This window comes from Kitasatospora sp. NPDC088346, from assembly GCF_044740765.1.
Taxonomy (GTDB): Bacteria; Actinomycetota; Actinomycetes; order Streptomycetales; family Streptomycetaceae; genus Kitasatospora.
In genome coordinates, this window is the sequence record NZ_JBIURH010000024.1 from 1 (window position 1) to 17,139 (window position 17,139).

Here is a 17,139-nt window from a genome sequence, read left to right on the forward strand (position 1 = left end):
GGCAAATCCGCAAAATCGCGTCTCTAGGCGAATCCGACCGCGTCACCAGCCCCCACCCAGCTGACCTGCACCTTCAACCCGGCAGGGACTCCAGAGCCCCTGAATTACGCGGAACGCAGGCAGGAGGCCGGACCGCCGGAGGCCGGACCGCCGGAGGCCGGACCTCCGCCGGGAGTGGTACCGGTGGACGCGGACGGGGCGCCCTGTGCGGTGCCCGTCTCGTCGTCCTGGCAGGCGGTGAGCGAGAGGGCGGCGACGACGGCCAGGGCGGCGAAGGCGAGCGGGCGCACGCGCATGGTGTTTTCCTCCGGGTGGGGTGGCGATGCCTGGTGCTCGGGTGCGAGCGGGTTTCCGAAGACCAGGACCGCCCACCCGGACGAACCGTTCCGCCCGGGCCGCCTCCAGGACAATGCTGTGACATGTACGGCCCGAAATCACCCGCGTCGCCCCCGCCGTACCGGGCCACACCCCGCCGCTGACCTGCCCGGACACCGGATCACGCCGCCCGACGCGCACCGCCGACGCCGACGCCGACCTCCGGAACAGACCCGTGACCCGGACCACCTTGACCACGGAGGCAGGGCGGCAGGTTCGCCGGCCACCGCGCAGTTGTGGTGTCGGTGAGCGTCAACTCCACGGAGTCGAGCGAAACTGACCGGGCGTCCGCTGTTCGAACCGGTCGCAGCACACGGCGTGGTGGGCATCGCTTTGCGCCAGTACGCTGCTGGCCTTTCATGGCACGGAGGCGCCTTCGGGCCCGGCTCCGCGGCCCGGCACGGGATACGGCGCTCTGCCTGCTGTCGGGCGGCGGCCCGGGGCGCCCCGCGGTACGACGCCCACGGGCGGGGCGAAGGCGCGGGTGCGGGTGCGGGCCGCGGGGGAAGGCCTCGCCGGGCGCCGGGGCCGGCGCCCGGCACGGCCCTACGGCACGATGCGGCTCAGCACCTCCGGACCGGACTCGGCAACGATCACATCCGCACCCTGACCACCGCTCTCGCCGGCGGTCCGCCGCGGCCCCAGCTCCAGCCCCGGCACATCCAGCAGCTGGGAGAGCCCGGGCGCCGCGTGCGTGGTGGGGGCCATCCCGTCGGGCAGCGGCGCCGTCGGCACGTCGTGCGGGTGGACGTGCGCCTTACCGACGACCAGCACGTACTTCCCCGCTCGTTCGACATCCCCCGCAATGGCATCGGCCGCATAGGTGTTGAAACGCCCCGCGCGCTGGAAGACGCCCCAGGGTCCCGGCGGGTTACCGGTCGTCGGAAGTCCGTCCACGAACTGGACCCGCACTCCCTGCACCTTGGCCTCCTGCACCATGGCGTGCAGATCGTTGCCCTCCAGGGAGTTCCAGCTCCGGTCGTACCGCTCGATCATCAACTTGAGCTCCGGCGGCATCGGCTTGTCCTGCGGGGAGCGCAGGAACTCCTCCATGAGCGGCTGGAAGCTGTCACCGCGCAGCGCCTCCAGGTAGACGGTGCTGACACCCGCCTCGTGCAGAGCCGCCATGTTGTCCTTGAGGAACGGCCAGGTCCGAGAAGCGGAGTGGCCCTCCCCCAGAACGAAACCGTCGTGCTCCCCAAGGACGGCGCGGGCGCCGGAAATGGCGTCGTGGGCGTCTCCCAGCACCCTGTCGACGTTGGCCAGGGCCTCGTGAGGCAGGCCGGCCGGCTGCCGCTCCCCGTTGGCCGCCACCATCTCGTCGAGCTGCGCGCGGCGGGCGTCCTGTCCGTTCCAGTAGTCGGCGGTCCGGTAGTCCTGGCGCGCCACCAATTCGATCCGTTCGTGTCCCGAGAGCTCGAACTTGTAGGACGGCAGGGTCTTGATGGCCTCCTCGGTCGTCTTCAGGAGGTTCTTCCTGACCGGCGACGCAAGGTCGCTGAAGGTGATCGGGTCGAGGTTGGTCTTGAACGTCTTGGTGCGCTTGTTCAGGTGGGTGCCCTCAAGAGGATCCCCCTTGCCGGTCACCGGGTGCAGGTGCTTCCCCCCGGGGCTGCTGTGCGGCAGGCCCGGAAGCAGCGCGGACAGGTTGTTGGGAGTGCCAGGCACCAGCAGCTTCTCCGCCTTGTAGAGCACCTTCTGCAGCGCGGACTTCTGATACGGGAAGACGAGCGAGGGCCCGGCAGGATGCTCGTGCAGGGGGCGGGCCTGCCGGCCGGTGCCCGGCCGCCCCGGGCCGCCCTCCACCCGGGCGGGGGACGACTCGACGCGGCTCCGCACGGCGTGCGGCGCCTCCGGGCGGACGGGGCCCGTCCGGAAGTCCGCCGGGACATGAACGCCCGGATGGCCCGGCTGCACGGTGGGACGTGCGGACGACGAGGCCGCCGTACCCGGGGCAGGCGCGGTGGCACTGCTGTTCAGGACCGGCGTCGGGTGAATCTCCGGCATGGCACTCACCGGCCGGCCGGCACCGGAGGACGGGCCCTCGGCCGGGCTCGCGAGCCGGATCTCGTCGGCCCCGGACCCGACCGGACGGACCGGCGCCTCCGGAGCAGCAAGGGCCGCGACCTCCGTCTGGGGCACATGCACCTGCGGCAGATCCGCCACATGCTGCACCCGCGGACCAACCTCGACCACCGGACGCACCGGCCCGGTCTCCACCGGCACATGCACCTGCGGCAGATCCGCCACATGCTGCACCCGCGGACCAACCTCAGCCACCGGATGCACCGACGCGGCCTCCGTCTGCGGCAGATGCACCTGCGGCAGATCCGCGCCGAGGCGGCCGCCGCCCGCCGGGACGGGCGTCTCGTGCGCTGCCTGCGCGCCGGCCGGCGCGGCCTCGTGGAGCGGCAGCGAAGAGGAGTGGCTCAGTACGGGCGCCACGGAGCTCTCGTGGGGGACCGCGGCCGGCGCCGCCTCGTGCGCCGAAGCGGGGCCGACGTGCTGAGCAGGCGTCGCCTCGGACCCGGGCGCGTGCGATCCGGCCGCCGCCGGCGCCGTCCCCTCCGTCATCGGCGTGTGCGTGCCGCCGCCGTGGGCGGGCGAGGCCTCGCCATGGGCGGAAGGTGCGCCGCCCTCCGCCGGGGCGGAGGGACCGTGCATGGGCGACCCGCCCTCACTCCCGTGGGCGGCAGACACGGGCGAGCCACCGCCCGCACCGCCGTGCTCCGACGGCGGAGCCGCCGGGTGGGACTGGCCCTGCGACTGCGCGGCACCGCTGCCGTCGGCCGCGTGCTGCGCCGCACCGCCGGCCGGCTCCGTCGCCGGTCCGTGCGTACCACCCGCACCGGCAGGGCTCGCCTCCGAGCCGGCCGCCGGGTGCTGGCCGCCCGCGGGCACGCCGTCGTGCGTACCGCCCGCCGGTGCACCGTGCTCGGCCGCCGGGTGCGCCTCCGCCCCGGCCGCGTGTTCGGACGCCGCAGGCATGCCGCGGCTGCCACCCGTGCCCGTACCGCCCTCCGTCCCGGCCGGGTTGCCCGAGGCCGCCGACGGCGACTGCTCCGGACCGTGCGCGCCCGCGGCCGGCTCCGGACCCCCTGCACCCGGGACCCCGCCGTGTGGGACCTCCGTCACGGGGGCCTTGAAGTGCTCGTTGACCGCGGCGCCCGCAGCATGCAGGCCGGCGGCGCTGGCCCCACTGAGACCGGAGCCGAGCAGGCTGTGGCTGTCCACCGTCCCGGTGGTGACGGCCTGGGTGACGACGTCCGCGCCCACGCCGACCGCCGCGCCGGTCGCCATCCTGCCCGGGACGGTCCCCAGCGCCTTGCCTACGCCCAGCTTGGAACCGGCCGCGCCGATGCCCTTGCCCAGCAGGTTGCCGGAGGCTCCCGCCACGGCGCCGCCGACCGCGTTCTGGCCGAGCTCCTTCATGTCGAGGCCCTTGCGGTGCCCCTCCAGGACCTGGATGCTCTGCGCGAGCAGGTTGATGGCGGCCATCTGGACGGCCTGCTTGGCGGCGAACTTCATCGCCTCCGTGGCCAGCTTCTTCAGGATCTGCTGGACGACGGTGCGGCTGACGCCGACCATGACCGGGATCTGGGCCAGCGACAGGCCTGCGGTGAACGGCGCCTCCACCTCGGCCGTGGCGATCTCGACCGCGAGAATGCCCAGCTGGGCGATGATCTGAATCTTCGCCGTCTCGGCGGAGTTGGCCATCGACTCCAACATCTCGCCCATGCCCTCGCAGGCCTTGGCCAGGCCGGGGAAGACGCCGGGCTGGGCCTCGCCCTTGCCGACGGTGAACTGGTCCCAGTACTGGGACAGTCCGGTGGCCGCCACGCCGACCTGACCGGTCAGTGCGCGCTTGACGGCGGCGTCGGCCGACTCCTCGACCTCGTTGAGGGTCTCGGCCATGGTGCGCCAGTGCTCGGCCATACCTCGCAGACTGTCCTCGTCGGCCTCGGGCCAGCGGGTGCCGGACAGCAGCAGCAGGACCCACTGGAGGGGCTCGGGGAGCTCGGTAGCCATGGTCAGCGCCTCCCGCCGGTGTACACCATCGGGCCGACGTGGGGGGCGGGCAGGGTCGGCGCCACGGGTGCGGGTGCCTGCGGCAGCGCGGCCGCCGGGAGCGGGTTCATCGGGCGGTAGGCGTCGAGCTCCTGCTTGCTGCCGTCGAGGCCGCCGACGACCCGCTGCTCGGTGGTCTCGTAGTTCTGTGCCATCAGCTTCAGGCCGTCCGCGATTCGGTGCAGCGCGGCCGGGAGGCCCTTGAGGCCCTTGAGCGTGCCGGCGCTGTACGCGAGGTAGCCCTTCTCGCCCTCGGCGAACTGGTGCCCCGCGTGGTCGTTGCCCCAGGGGTCGGTGGCGTTCATGCTGGTCAAGTAGCCGTCCAGGGCGAGGTACGCCGCGGAGACCCGGTCCGTGGCGGCGAGCATCGGGGAGACCGCCGTCCGGTACTGCTCGGGGGTGACCTCGAAACCCGTCCCGGCGTTGGCCTTCGCAGCGGCGGCGGGAGCAGCGGACGCCGCCGGAGCCGCCGTGCCGGCCGTGAGGGTTGCCGTCCCCATCGCCGCCGAACCGGTCCCGAGAACAGCCGTCCCAACACCCGGCGCACTCTGCGGACGGGTCCCCACACCCGCCCGGCTCACGACCTCCGTCGCCATCCCACCGTCCGGCGAACCCGTCGCCATCGTCGCCGTCTCAAGCCCCTTCGCAGGAAACGGAGTTGGTGTCCGCACCTCGCCTGGTCCATGCACCTTCGTACGAAACAGATCTTCCATGACGCCTTCTCCCCGACTTGTGCCGCTCGCCGGTCGGGCGACCGGCGAGCGAATGTTGCTGCGCGCGGCGGCCGACGGGCCGACAGCACGCGTTACACGTTCTCCCCGCGTCCGGTCACGGCCGGGGGCTCTCCTCCGGCACGGACGGCCTCGGGGCCGCCTTGGCGGGAGCGGGCCCTGTCGAGCTCCCCCGCGGCCGCCAGCTTCGCCAGGGCAGCGCGCAGCTGAGGGCTCGGCACCTGATAGCCCCCCTCCTCCCAACGCTGCGCGGGCTTCCCGCCGGTGTCCGCTCCGTTCGGGGCCCCCGCTCCGATGCCCGGGGCGCCCTGGCCGGGAGCGCCCTGGCGGCGCGCGGCCGCCGCGCCGATCTGCTCCGGGTACGGGGCCTCGGCGGACGGGCGGCCCTCCGGCTGCCCGACGCCGGCACCGGCACCCGCACCTGCACCCGCACCGCTCATGCCGGTCGCCGTCCCCGCTCCTGGCTGGCCCCCGTTCCCGGCCTTGGGCCCCAGCACCACGCCGGTCAGCTGAGTGAGGAAATCGCCCGCGGGTGCCGGCGGGCGCTCCTCCCTCGCGGCCGCGGCCGGCGGGGCACCCGCCCGGCGCTGTTCGACCGTCCCGGTCCGGGCATCGTCCAGCCAGCGCTGGCGCGCCCGCTGTGTCTGCCGGTCGCCGGGCTGGGCCTCGGTGGCCCGGCCGTGCACCCCGGAGTCGGCGAGTGCTTCGTCCTCCGCCACCTGCTCGACGACGAGGCCTGCCCTGGGCCTGCCGTGTGGTCCCTTCCTGCCCCCGCCATGGCCCATGCCGTGCATGCCGCCCATGCCGGGCCCCCGCCCGGCGCTCGCTCCTGCGGCGGCAGCGCCCGCGCCCGCCCTCGCGCCGGTACCGGCTGTACCGGAGGCCGGCGTCTGCCGCGTCATGCCGGGTGCGGCCTGCCCGACCGTTCCCGCCCGGCCCGCCGCCCCCGCGGCCCCCGCCGCCGTACCGGACCGCATACCGAGGCTCGCGCCTGCGACGGACGGCGTGGACCCCGCCCGCGCCCGGCCCGACAACCCTCCGCCGGCAGCCAGGCGGCCACCGGCGCCACCCGCACCGGCCGCACCGAGCGATCCCGAGGACGAGCCCGCCGCAGCAGCCGGGTCGCCGACGCCGCCGGAGGACGGCCCGCTCTGCGCGCCGGTACCCGCGTCGGCGCCGGTGAAGCCCGCCAGGTTCAGGCCGGGCGGGGCGCCGGCCCCCGGCCGGCAGGCGGCGGCCCCCGGCACCTCCGCCGAGGCGAACTCGGACCGCAGCGTGGCGGGCCCGCCCAGCCCGGCGAGCACCGGCCGGGCCGCGGCGGCCGAGGCCCCGCCCGCGGCGCCGTCAGCCGGGCCGTCCACACCGGCGGCAGCCGTCGCCGAGTAGGCCGTGCCCACCCCACCGAGCAGGCAGGCCTGGCCGGCACCCGTCATGCGCTCGACCTGGCCCGCGCTCTGACGGAGCATCGAGTCGACGTCGGCGCCGACCTGTCCGGCGAACTCCTTGCACGACTCGGCGGCCTTCCGGACGCCCTCTGACTGGCCCGCGACCTCGGGCAGGGCACCGGGCAGGCCGGCGTCCAGGTACTCCTTGGTGGACCTGAGCTGCTGCACCATCGCCGTCTTCGCCCGGGTGACGGAGTCCGACGCGCCGCGCAGGCACCGAGCCATGGCCAGTCCGGTCTCCAGCGTGGTGACGGCGTGGGCGTTGTCGCGGCCGGCGTACTTCTCCAGGTACTGCTGGAAGTTGTCGGCAGCCTCCCCGGACATGTGGGCCAACGCCTGCTGCGCGCTCGCCACGATGCTCCGCACCCGGGGGTCGGCCGCGGTGTTCCACGCCTCCCAGGCCGCGGCGAGTTCGGCGAGTCGGCCCTCGTCGGCGTCCGGGAAGGCGATGCCCGACCCGTTGGGGCTGCTCTGGACGGTCTTGAGCACCTCGGCCAGGTCGGCAGGCAGCTCGATCATCACTGGTCACTTTCTGGGACGAACCGGGATGTCCGGTCGTGGAGGTACAAGCAGACACACGGCAGGCAGGCCTCCAGCTGCCAGCGGTGGGCAGAGGCGGGCCTGCCGGTCGGCGACCCGACCGGGCTAGGCGGCCGGATTCCCCCGCACCGGCGGCGCGGGCCTCGCGAGCGGCAGGGCCTGAACACCTGGGGCCCGAACACCCGGGGCCTGCCCACCGGCCGCCTGCCCGCCGGCCTCGCCGAGGATGCCCAGCAGCTCGGCGGCATGGCCGTCGTCGGCCTCGCGGTAGTGGCGGCACATCAGGAGCAGGCTGTCCGCCATCGCGGCGGAGTTCTGGAGGTACCTGCGGATGCCCTCGACGGCCTGCTTCTGGTGCTCGACCAGGCCACCGACCCCCGACCCGCCGCCCAGCAGGGCCGCACCCACCGGATCGGTGCCGTACTCGGCCCGGGAGACCCCCTGCACCGCGGCCTCCACCTCGGCGGTGTGCGGTACGAGTTCCGCGACCAGGGTCAGGATCTTCCTCGCGGCCGCCTCGACCTCCTGGAGGTCGATCCTGAACCCCCCGCTGCTCATCTGACTCACGCTCACCAACCTGGCTGGACCGTTTCCCCGTTGACCCTGGTGGCCGACGATCCCTCATACAGGTAATGGATCCATAAGCAGATGGTAAGTTTCGCGCCGGCCGAAGCACGGTCACAACCGAGCGGGGCACCGCCCCGGCGCGACCGTACCCAGCCCCTCCCACCGGCACACATGGAGTGGCATGGGCGGACAGGGCTACCGCGCCCGCGTCATCCACCCGGGCGGGACACCCACGTTGAGGTCCTCGGGGCCCTCGGCGCTGTGGCCGAGCCGCTCGTAGGAGCCCAGCGACCTGACCCGGGCGCGAAGCACCAGCTCCGTCGTGCCCCGCTCCCGTCCGGCCTGCTCGACGGCCCCGACCAGCTGCGCGCCGAGGCCGGTGCGGACCGGGTGCCGTCCTCGGCCAGGGCCGGCAGGTGCACCGCGGTCACGTCGCACAGCTCCTGGCCGGCGACGGCGACTGCACGGTGCGGGTGTGAAACCTGACCAGCTCGGCTGGGAGGTCGCGGTGCTGACCCACCGCCGACCAGACCCCACGCGGCACGTACTGGAGTACCGACCGCGGATGCCCGTGGCCAGCGCGTGTCACGAGCACTCCCCCGGACAGCTGGCGGCGCGCTCCTAGAACTCCAGCAGCGGTTCGCTATTTGGGCTGGTCAGAGGCCGTGTTTTGAGTCTAATGGGCTGACGCTGCGCCAGGGGCGGGTTCGGGGCGGAGACCATCCAGCAGGGTGGTTTATGAGGCTGACTCTGTGCCTCTGGGCAGCCTCCCCGGGTGATCGGGGATCTTGTTTCTGGGCAGTGGCAGGCGGAGCTCGAAGAGTTGTTCCTGCGGGTCGGTGGCAGGTTCGCGCGGGCCGAGCCTCGCCGGAGGATGCGGGACTACGTTCGTGGCCTGCTGGGGCCGGTCGGCAGGAAGAACGGCTGGCAGCTCGCCGAGTACGCGGGTCACGCGACAGCAGACGGACTGCAGCGACTACTCGCCTCATGCCGCTGGGACCCGGAAGACATCCGCGATGACCTGCAGGAATACGTCGCCGAGCGCCTTGGCTGCGACGGCGGCATGCTGATCATCGACGACACCGGATTCATCAAGAAGGGCACCACATCGGCCGGCGTGCAACGCCAGTACTCCGGCACCGCGGGCCGCACCGAGAACTGCCAGATCGGAGTGTTCGCCGCCTACGCCTCCGCCAAGGGCCGGGCCCTGGTCGACCGGGAACTCTATCTACCCAAGTCCTGGACGGACGATCCGCAACGGTGCCAGGCGGCCCGGATCCCCGAGGACCGGGTGTTCGCGACGAAGACCGAACTGGCCCGGACCATGATCCTGCGTGCCCTGGTCTCTCCGCTGCCCATCGCCTGGGTGACCGCGGACTCGGCTTACGGCCTCGAGTGGAAGTTCCGCCGGATGATCGAGGAGGCCGGCGTCGGCTACGTCTTGGCGTTCCCAAATCCCAATAGGTCAAGTCCCTCGCCGGGATCTGGCGCATCGACCAGCTGATTGCCGAGGCACCCGACGACGCTTGGCAGCGGCTGTCCTGCGGCAACGGTGCCAAGGGGCCACGGATCTACGACTGGGCCGCCGCCCAGCTGCCCGGGAACCCCTACCTCGATGGCGACGAGCCTACCCACCGCCGCTGGGTCCTGGCCCGCCGCAGCATCAGCCGACCCGACGAGCTCGCCTACTACCTCGCCCACGCCCCGATCGGCGCGGACGTCGCCGACCTGGTCCGCGTTGCCGGCTCCCGCTGGGCGATCGAGGAGTGTTTCCAGGCCGCGAAGAACGAGTGCGGCCTGGACCAGTACGAGGTCCGACGCTATCCAGGCTGGTACCGGCACATCAGCCTGGCCATGCTCGCCCATGCCTTCCTCGCCGCGATGACCGCCGACGCCGCTGCAAGGGGGGCAGCAGAAACGGTTCCCGCGACCTGGCGCCCCTCACCGTGGCAGAGATCCGCCGGCTCATGGCAACTGTCCACTCAGTGACGTGCGTTCACCGAAGTGTGCTGGACCTCGCTCTGGCCTGGTCTCTCTGGCGGCGTAGACGCCAGACCGTTGCCCGACGCTGCCACTATCGACGCCGCACCACCCTGCTGGATGGTCTCCGCCCCGAACCCGCCGCTGGCGCAGCGTCAGCCCATTAGACTCAAAACACGGCCTCTGACCAGCCCAAATAGCGAACCGCTGCTGGAGTACTAGGCCGCAGCCGGAACACTCTGGCCAGGTGGCCTCAGCCCTGGCCCTGCGCCTGACGCCGGTCCACGTGCTCGGCGATGATCGAGAAGAACCGCACAGGGTCCTCGAACGGCAGACCGTGGCCGCCGGGGACCTGGAGGTAATCGGCCTGGTGGATCGCGGCGGCCAGTTCGCGCTGGTGGTGGGGCGGGATGATCTGATCGTCGGCGCTCGCCAGCACGAGCGTGGGTGCGGTGATCCGGCCCACCGCGTCGCATAGGTCGATTCGGGTGTCGAGTTCTATCTGCCCGAGGATTCGCTCATCGAGCATGGCCGCAAAACCCTCGGCCAGTTCGGCGAACTGCGCGTCGTCGAGGGGGCCGAGGAGGCCGGGCCCCATCGCGGTGAGGATCAACTGGCGGGCCAGCAGGGCTGGGTCGGTACGCAGCAGGCGCGCCCACAGGTCGAACATGAACGCCTCGCGCGGGGTCGTTCTGACCCATCCGGCGTGCAGGACGAGCGAGGTCACGGCCGCGGGGTGCCGGGCGGCCACGGCCGTGGCGACGGCGGCGCCCACCGAGTGGCCGACCAGGTGAAACCGTTCCAGTCCAGCGGTCCGGGCGGTGGAGACGACCCGGTCGGCGAGTGAGTCCAGGTCGATCGGTGCCGGGTCGACAGGGGTGGCGCCGGCGCCGGGCAGGTTCGGGGCAACGACGGTGTACCGGTCACGCATCGCGTCGATGAGAGCTCCCCAGTTCGAGGTCGCGTCAGCGCCAGTGCCGTGGATCAGGACCAGACCCGGGCCGGCCCCGGCGACGACGTGATCAAGCGGTTCCCGGTTGGCCAAGGGGTGCCTCCATGAGTGAGTGCTGAGCGAGAGGCAAAGATAGCAGAGCTCTGGCATGTGACAGAGCTCTGGCATAAGCCAGGGTTCGAGCCAGTGGCGTACGATCGGCCTCATGGAGATGCCGGTGACGGAACGCCTCGGGCTGCACATCAAGCGGGTGGAGCAGGAGCTGATGGCGGCCAAGCACGCCGCGCTCCGGCCGCTCGGGCTGACGGTTCCGCAGTACGCCGCGCTGTACACGCTCGACGCCCAGCCGGGACTCTCCGCCGCCGCGCTCGCCCGCGCCTGCCTGGTCACCCCGCAGACCGTCGCCACGGTGCTCACCAACCTGGAGGCGAAGGGGCTGATCACCCGCCAGCCGCATCCCTGGCATCGCAAAGTGGCCGAGGTGCGCCTCACCGACGACGGACGCCGACTGCTCGCGCAGGCCGACACGCAGGCCGTCGCCATCGAGCGACGGATCGCTGACGGCTTCAGCCCCGAGGAACGCGCTCTGCTGATCGACCTGCTGGCCCGCGCATCGAGTCAACTGGCTCTCGCGCCCTAGTTGTTCTGACCCATGAGGTTGGGAACGCGGCTGGCAGGTGGCTTGCCTGCGAGTGCGGTGTGTCCGCGGTGGTGATTGTAGGTGTGGAGCCAGGCGGGGTAGGCGTCGCGGCGTTCCTGTTCGGTGCGGTAGGGCTGTGCGTAGGCCCATTCGTCGAGCAGGGTGCGGTTGAAGCGTTCGACCTTGCCGTTAGTCTGCGGTCGGTACGGCCGGGTTCGCTTGTGCGTGATGCCCTCGGCCGCGAGGGCATCACGCCAGGCGTGTGACTTGTAGCAGGCGCCGTTGTCGGTCAGCACGCGCTGCACGGTGATCCCGGCCCGGGCGAAGAACTCGTTCGCCCGGGCCCAGAACGCGGTCGCGGTCTCCTTGCGCTCGTCGGCCAGGATCTCGCTGTAGGCCAGGCGGGAGTGGTCGTCCACGGCGTTGTGCAGGTAGCTGTAGCCGGCCCCCGAGCGGTTCCTGCGGCCGGCCTGGCGTCCGAGGGCCTGGTGACCGCCGCCGGCGGGGATGTTGCCGAGCTTCTTGATGTCGATGTGGACCAACTCGCCCGGCGTGGAGTGCTCGTAGCGTCGGACGACGCGTCCGGTGGCCCGGTCGAGGTGCGCGAGGCGGGCGAGGCGGTAGCGGGTCAGGACGCGGTGGACGGTGGCCGGGTTGAGTCCGAGCAGATAGGCGATGCGGGCCGGCCCCCACCGCCGCAGGACGCGGACCTTGATGATCCGCCGCTCGGTGCGGGTCGGGGTCCGGCGCGGGCTGTGGTGCGGGCGGCTGGAGCGGTCGCTCATGCCCGCTTCGCCCAGCGTGCGGTAGCGGTCGGCCCAGCGCCTGGCCGTGGTCGGCGAGACCTGGAAGCGTTCGGCGGCCCGCCGCAGCGGCCAGCCGTCCTCGACCACGCAGCGGGCCAGGCGCAGGCGTCCGGTCTCGGCCAGCGGTGCGTTACGGTGTGGCATGAGGGCCTTTCTGGGTGCCGGTGCAGATGTCGCAATCCACACCGAGCCAGAAGGCCCTCACTCATTTCAAGATCACCACGCCGTGAGCCCTGTCACCAACCTCCGTGGTCAGTACACCTAGGGCCGCATCAGGCAACGTTCGCCCTGTTGACCACGTCACGGAGGCGTTCGTCGCCGGCATGCTTGTTTCGCCAGATGATGTAGCGGCGGATCATGCTGCCCTGCTCCTCGTGGCTGGCGTGATCGGTGCCGTCGAAGGCGAAGTAGCGCAGGGCGGTGAACTGGGCCTCGATCCGGTTCAGCCACGAGCTGTTGGTCGGGGTGTAGGCGATCTCTCCACGGGCGGCGAACAGATGCCGGACCCCGTGTGGGCGGGTATAGGTCGCCCGGCGGCGGGGCCTCGGCTCGCGGTCGGGGTCCTTGTGCCGGCCGCCGCGCTCGGCCCACTGCTTCCCGGGGTGGGGCTGGAGGTTAAGCGGCCCGAACTCGTCTATGCAGAAGACGACTTCGGGCTCGCCTTCCTCGGGTATGACCTCGCCGTCGGCGATCGCGTAGAGGTGCTCGACCCTCGCCTTCTTGGCCGCGTAGTCGGGATCGCTGGAAGCCTTCCAGGTCTTCACGCGTTGAAAGGAGACGCCTTCCTCGCGGAGCAGGATGCGAAGGCCCTCGTGGCTGAAGTCGTCGACCACCCCCTCGGCGACCAGGAAGTCGGCCAGCTTGGTCAGGCTCCAGGTCGAGAACGGCAGGCCGTGCTCAGCCGGCTTGGACTTGGCGATCTTCTTGATCTCCCGGCGTTCGGGCAGGGTGAAGGTCCTGGGCCGTCCGCCCCGGTACTTCGGGTAGAGCGAGTCGAAGCCGTCGGCGTTGAAGTTGTGGATCACGTCCCGGACCCGGTCCGGGCTGGTGAACGTCACCTCTGCGATTTTCACCACCGGCAGGCCCTGCGCGGACAGCAGCACCATCTGGGCCCGCCGCCAGGTCACCACCGAGCCGGTGCCCCTGCGGATGATCCGCAGTAGCCGGCCTCCCTCGTCGTCGTCGATCTCACGGACCCTCACTTTCGCAGCCACAGGGTCATTCTGAATGCTCCACCGGATGGGTCCCGCGCGGCATCGACGAGCGGGGCCGTCCGGGGATGTGCCCTGGCGAGTCCGATCGGCCGATGGATACGGTCCTTCCATGTCCGACTCAGCCGAAGACATCAGCAACAGCAACGCCGAAGTCGTCCGCCGCTACCTTCGGGTCTTCGAGACGAAGGAGGTCGCCGCGCTCGAAGAGCTCGTTGCCGAGGACGTCCTCGTTCATGGCGCGGGTCTTCACGGCCAGGGGCGGCACTACCCCGAGGGGGCGGTGCTGACTCCAGGGCTGTCCAACCGCCGCGTCCAAGTGGATGACCTTTTCGCGGCCGGCGACCGGGTCACCGTGGCGTTCACCCTCACCTACACCCACGACCGCAGCGGCCGGGATCTCACGATGACGGGCATCAAGTCCACCGGCTCCGAGACGGACGGATCGTCGAGTTCTGGGGCGAGACCGACCTTTACGGACTTCTCCGCCAGGCCGGACTCGTACCCGAGCAGATTCCGCCCCTCTGACCGGACCACAACAGAACCAGTCGCCCGACCAGGACAGTTACGGGACGAGGCGAACGTTGCCGGGCACGGCACACCGGACGCTGCCGCCTGCCCAGCTGAGGTTCGATTTTCCGTTCAGCATCACCCGCCGGGCACGGATCACTCCCGTGCCCGGCGGCCCTGACCACACCTACGGCGCCGGGACGACCTCCACCCCGGCCGCGAGCATGGCGGCGGTGACCCGACGGGCCACCGCCTCGTGGCAGATCATCAGCACGGTTCGTGGATCGTCCCGGCGGCAGGGCAGATAGCCGCCGCCGGCCTCCAGCAGCTGCCACCGGTCGCGTTCCGTGGTCCACAGCGGTTCGAGTTCGGCCAGGGCACGCTCGGTCTCCTCCGCCGCTGCCGCTTCCCGCGCCCGGCGGCCTACCGGCGGGCGCGGAGCGGTGGCGTGCAGGGTGACGCTCGTCAGGTAGACGGGCCCGTCGACCGGCCGGACCTCCAACTCCGGCGGCAGCCGATCACCGAGGGCCTCCAGCACCTCGACCCCCGGGTAGCCGAACAGGTCGATGTCCCCGAGCACCACCGGCGTCCCACCCGGGCTCCCCGACGCCGACCTGCCACGACTCAACTCGACAGAGCGGACTGCCAGTTCCCTGCCCACCTGCTCCACGCGCACGGTCACTTCGACGTCACCCCAGCGGACAGCGCAGCCCCCGGCATCGCCCTCCACCGCCCGGACACCACCGAGGCCCGCCAGGACCTCGGCCACCCTCCCCCCACCGGACCCGAACCGCAGGGTGGCTGTACCACCGGGCAGGACAACCCCGACTCCGGGAAGCAACTCGAACATCGGCCGATCCTCTCCCGGAGTCGGAGGGGATGCAAGCACGAACAGCCGGGCCCCGGTACGCGACAAGTGCTCACCGGGGCCCGGCTGTTCGGCTGCGGGGCTCAGCCACAGAAGGGGATGGCGTACTTCACCGAGGCGTTCTCGTTGTACGTGTTGTCCAGGTTCGCGGCTTCGTGGTAATTGAACATGTCGCTCGGGCCGCTGTAGTTGGAGTTGTAGTACACCCAGACCGTCAGGCACGTGTTGTCGACAGCCGAGGCCGCGTTGTTCTTGACGTGCTGCCCCTGGCCGTTGCCGGGGCTGTTGAAGGTGTACCCGGCAAGGTCGGGGATGCTCTGCGACACCACGAAGTGGGACCCCTGCTCGTTCGAGTTGTAGAACAGGCAGAAGTACGACTCCGGACAGTCGCTCGCGTCGGCGTGCGCGGTGGTGGCGAAGGCGGGGACGAGCAGGGCGGCGCCCAGGGCGGCCGCGGCGAGCTTGAGGGTGCGCTTCATTTCTTTCGGTCCTCTCATCATGGAAATTCGCGGGGACTCAACTGCAGTGGGAGTCGAGCTTCTCCGCCAGGTCCTCGTCGATCGCGCTCACCCAGTCGATGCACTGGCCCGGCGCGTACACGTAGACCGGCCCGGCGTACGTGCTGTAGTAGTCGCCGTCCTTCTGCCACGGGCTCCCCTCGACGGCGACCCGGATGTTGGCGATCACGTAGACCGGACCACCGGGGATATTGCGGACCGTCACGGCACAGTTCTTACCCGTCGAGCTGTTGTACGTCAGGAACGCGGTGCCGCCCGCGAGCTCTATCGAGTCGATGACGTTGTAACCCGAGCCGCACACCCCGTTGTAGGAGGCTGCCTGAGCCGCCGAGGGCACGGCGACCGCCGAACCGACGGCGGCGATCACGGCAACACCCAGGCGGCCGACGGTCTGCTTGATGCTGCGCTGCATGGTCAGGCGCAGAGCTGCGTGGTGAAGGACAGCGAGGCGTTCTCGTTGTACGTGTTCTCCAGGTTGGCCGACTCGAACATGGGGATGAAATCGTTCGGGCCGCTGAAGTTGGAGTTGAAGTACACGTGGGCTGGGCACCCGTTGTTCACGACAGATGCGGCGTTGTTCTTGACGGGCTGGCCCTGACCGTTTCCGGGGCTGGTGAAGATGTAGCCTGCAAGGTTGGGCACGCTGTCTCCCAGAGTGTCGTGGGAGCCCTGCTGGTTCGAGTTGTAGAAGAAACAGAAGGACCACTTTTCACAGTCGCTCGCGTCGGCGTGCGCAGCAGTGGCGAAAGCCGGGACGAGCAAGGCAGCACCAAGGGCCGCCGCGGCGAGCTTGAGGGTGCGCTTCATTTCTTTCGGTCCTCTCATCGTGGAAGATTGCTTCACTGATCGCGCAACACGGCATCGGCCTTGGCGAGTTGCTCACCCTTCACCTTGAGCGCCGCCGTGAAGTCGGCCTGTTGCCGGGCGATCAGTTCGTTCTGCAAGGAGGTCTCGGCCGCGAACCAGGTGTCGACCAGATGCACCTGCTGCTTGCAGACCACGTCCGCCGTCGCCACCTCGCGCTCCAGCTGCGTGGGCGAATCCCCCTGGAAACGGCGGTCGCTGATCGCATCCAGCGGATTGGGGTAGGAGTAGCCCTTCCCCGTCATGCAGCTGGACCAGGCGTCGAAGGCCCGCTTGACCTGCGGCACCGACAGACTGGCCTTGAAGGTCTCAAAATCAGCGCGCTGGGCCACGTCGCTCGAGCCCAGCGCCCCCGAGCCGGCTAGTTCCTTCTTCGCCTCGTCGTAGCAGCCGCCGGGCGGTACGGGTACACCGTTGACCCGGAGTTCGGCGCCACCCGCACCAGTCTTCCCGGTGAGCGCCTTCTGCTGCTCGGCGGAGAACGTGGGCTTCTCGACCGGGTGGGTCCGCGGGTCACGGTCACCGAGGTGGTAGCCGTCAGCCGCCACCTGGGCCAGGTCCGTCACGCCGTACCGACGTTCCATGAACGTGCGGGGTCCGGTCGGTTGGCCGGCGGGTGTGACAGCCTGGTCGAGGCCGAACCTCTGCAGGCACTTCCTGCGCAGCACGGCCCCGGCCCGGGCCAGCTTCACCGAGTCCGCGTCGGAGAACAGATAGGTCTCCACCGGCAGATGCAGCTCCGCAGCTGTCGGGAGCGCAGACGGCGCCTGCGCCGTCTGCACCGCCCCCCCGACCGGCTGTACACCCGACGAACACCCCGCCAGCGCAAGGCACATGAGCCCGGTCAGGCCCACCAGCCGTGCGCCCGACGGCCGTTTGAAACTCTTCCGCATCTCGTCCTGCGTCCTCCTCCGGTCCGACGGCGACCGGCCGGTGGGGGAACCCCTCGGCCTGGATGCCAGCGTGCTGGAGGGAGGTATCGCGTCGGTCTCATCCCCGTAACGCCCGCGGCCGGGGTCACCGGGCGGTGCGGCCATCCCGTCGGCGCAGGTCGATCGCGGCCA

The 17,139-nt window shown here is 71.2% G+C and carries 16 protein-coding genes and 1 pseudogene; 3 read left to right on the forward strand and 14 right to left on the reverse strand.

All coding sequences use genetic code 11. The features are described 5' to 3' along the window. Positions 1-104: 104 nt before the first annotated feature. The 6 genes from ACIOFR_RS26100 to ACIOFR_RS26125 form a co-directional block, all read right to left on the reverse strand. Positions 105-296, reverse strand: a complete 192-nt coding sequence (locus ACIOFR_RS26100; RefSeq protein ID WP_401001371.1) for a hypothetical protein — start codon at positions 294-296, stop codon at positions 105-107. A 625-nt stretch (positions 297-921) separates the two neighbouring features. After that, positions 922-4,404: a hypothetical protein gene (locus ACIOFR_RS26105; protein ID WP_401001373.1), complete on the reverse strand. Its 3,483-nt coding sequence runs from the start codon at positions 4,402-4,404 to the stop codon at positions 922-924. A gap of 2 nt (positions 4,405-4,406) precedes the next feature. Further along, a complete protein-coding gene (locus ACIOFR_RS26110) occupies positions 4,407-4,943 on the reverse strand; it encodes a WXG100 family type VII secretion target (protein WP_401001375.1) in 537 nt (178 codons plus the stop codon). A gap of 305 nt (positions 4,944-5,248) precedes the next feature. Then, the gene (locus ACIOFR_RS26115; RefSeq protein ID WP_401001376.1) at positions 5,249-7,138 is read right to left on the reverse strand and encodes a hypothetical protein; all 1,890 of its coding nucleotides are present in this window, start codon (positions 7,136-7,138) and stop codon (positions 5,249-5,251) included. Between the two features lie 126 nt (positions 7,139-7,264). Then, positions 7,265-7,717, reverse strand: coding sequence for a hypothetical protein (locus tag ACIOFR_RS26120; protein WP_401001377.1), 453 nt, complete (start codon positions 7,715-7,717; stop codon positions 7,265-7,267). Positions 7,718-7,921: 204 nt separating this feature from the next. Then, positions 7,922-8,164 carry a hypothetical protein gene (locus tag ACIOFR_RS26125; RefSeq protein WP_401001378.1) on the reverse strand — a complete coding sequence of 81 codons (243 nt, stop codon included), beginning with the start codon at positions 8,162-8,164 and terminating at the stop codon, positions 7,922-7,924. A 337-nt stretch (positions 8,165-8,501) separates the two neighbouring features. Here ACIOFR_RS26125 and ACIOFR_RS26130 point away from each other — a divergent pair. Continuing rightward, positions 8,502-9,715: pseudogene (locus ACIOFR_RS26130) on the forward strand (IS701 family transposase). A gap of 244 nt (positions 9,716-9,959) precedes the next feature. On the opposite strand, the gene ACIOFR_RS26135 reads toward ACIOFR_RS26130, so the two are convergent. Next, positions 9,960-10,751: an alpha/beta fold hydrolase gene (locus ACIOFR_RS26135; protein WP_401001380.1), complete on the reverse strand. Its 792-nt coding sequence runs from the start codon at positions 10,749-10,751 to the stop codon at positions 9,960-9,962. Between the two features lie 112 nt (positions 10,752-10,863). Here ACIOFR_RS26135 and ACIOFR_RS26140 point away from each other — a divergent pair, with 112 nt between their 5' ends. After that, positions 10,864-11,298 (forward strand): MarR family winged helix-turn-helix transcriptional regulator, encoded by a 435-nt coding sequence (locus ACIOFR_RS26140; protein WP_401001382.1) that lies wholly within the window; start codon positions 10,864-10,866, stop codon positions 11,296-11,298. Here ACIOFR_RS26140 and ACIOFR_RS26145 read toward each other — a convergent pair. Beyond that, a complete protein-coding gene (locus ACIOFR_RS26145; RefSeq protein WP_401001384.1) occupies positions 11,295-12,248 on the reverse strand; it encodes an IS481 family transposase in 954 nt (317 codons plus the stop codon). The genes ACIOFR_RS26140 and ACIOFR_RS26145 overlap by 4 nt on opposite strands. A gap of 128 nt (positions 12,249-12,376) precedes the next feature. Continuing rightward, a complete protein-coding gene (locus ACIOFR_RS26150) occupies positions 12,377-13,318 on the reverse strand; it encodes a helix-turn-helix domain-containing protein (protein WP_401001386.1) in 942 nt (313 codons plus the stop codon). A gap of 109 nt (positions 13,319-13,427) precedes the next feature. Between ACIOFR_RS26150 and ACIOFR_RS26155 the strand changes: the two genes are divergently transcribed. Then, the gene (locus ACIOFR_RS26155) at positions 13,428-14,006 is read left to right on the forward strand and encodes a nuclear transport factor 2 family protein (protein WP_401001388.1); all 579 of its coding nucleotides are present in this window, start codon (positions 13,428-13,430) and stop codon (positions 14,004-14,006) included. A 6-nt stretch (positions 14,007-14,012) separates the two neighbouring features. On the opposite strand, the gene ACIOFR_RS26160 is transcribed toward ACIOFR_RS26155, so the two are convergent. The 5 genes from ACIOFR_RS26160 to ACIOFR_RS26180 form a co-directional block, all read right to left on the reverse strand. Further along, positions 14,013-14,408, reverse strand: coding sequence for a hypothetical protein (locus ACIOFR_RS26160; RefSeq protein ID WP_401001390.1), 396 nt, complete (start codon positions 14,406-14,408; stop codon positions 14,013-14,015). A gap of 368 nt (positions 14,409-14,776) precedes the next feature. Next, positions 14,777-15,172 carry a peptidase inhibitor family I36 protein gene (locus ACIOFR_RS26165; protein WP_401001391.1) on the reverse strand — a complete coding sequence of 132 codons (396 nt, stop codon included), beginning with the start codon at positions 15,170-15,172 and terminating at the stop codon, positions 14,777-14,779. Between the two features lie 37 nt (positions 15,173-15,209). Then, positions 15,210-15,623, reverse strand: coding sequence for a spore-associated protein A (locus ACIOFR_RS26170; protein ID WP_401001393.1), 414 nt, complete (start codon positions 15,621-15,623; stop codon positions 15,210-15,212). Positions 15,624-15,625: 2 nt separating this feature from the next. Continuing rightward, complete coding sequence (locus ACIOFR_RS26175) at positions 15,626-16,018, reverse strand: peptidase inhibitor family I36 protein (RefSeq protein ID WP_401001394.1); 393 nt, start codon at positions 16,016-16,018, stop codon at positions 15,626-15,628. Between the two features lie 32 nt (positions 16,019-16,050). Beyond that, entirely contained in the window at positions 16,051-16,968 is a 918-nt protein-coding gene (locus tag ACIOFR_RS26180) for a hypothetical protein (protein WP_401001395.1), read from the reverse strand. Positions 16,969-17,139 lie beyond the last annotated feature (171 nt).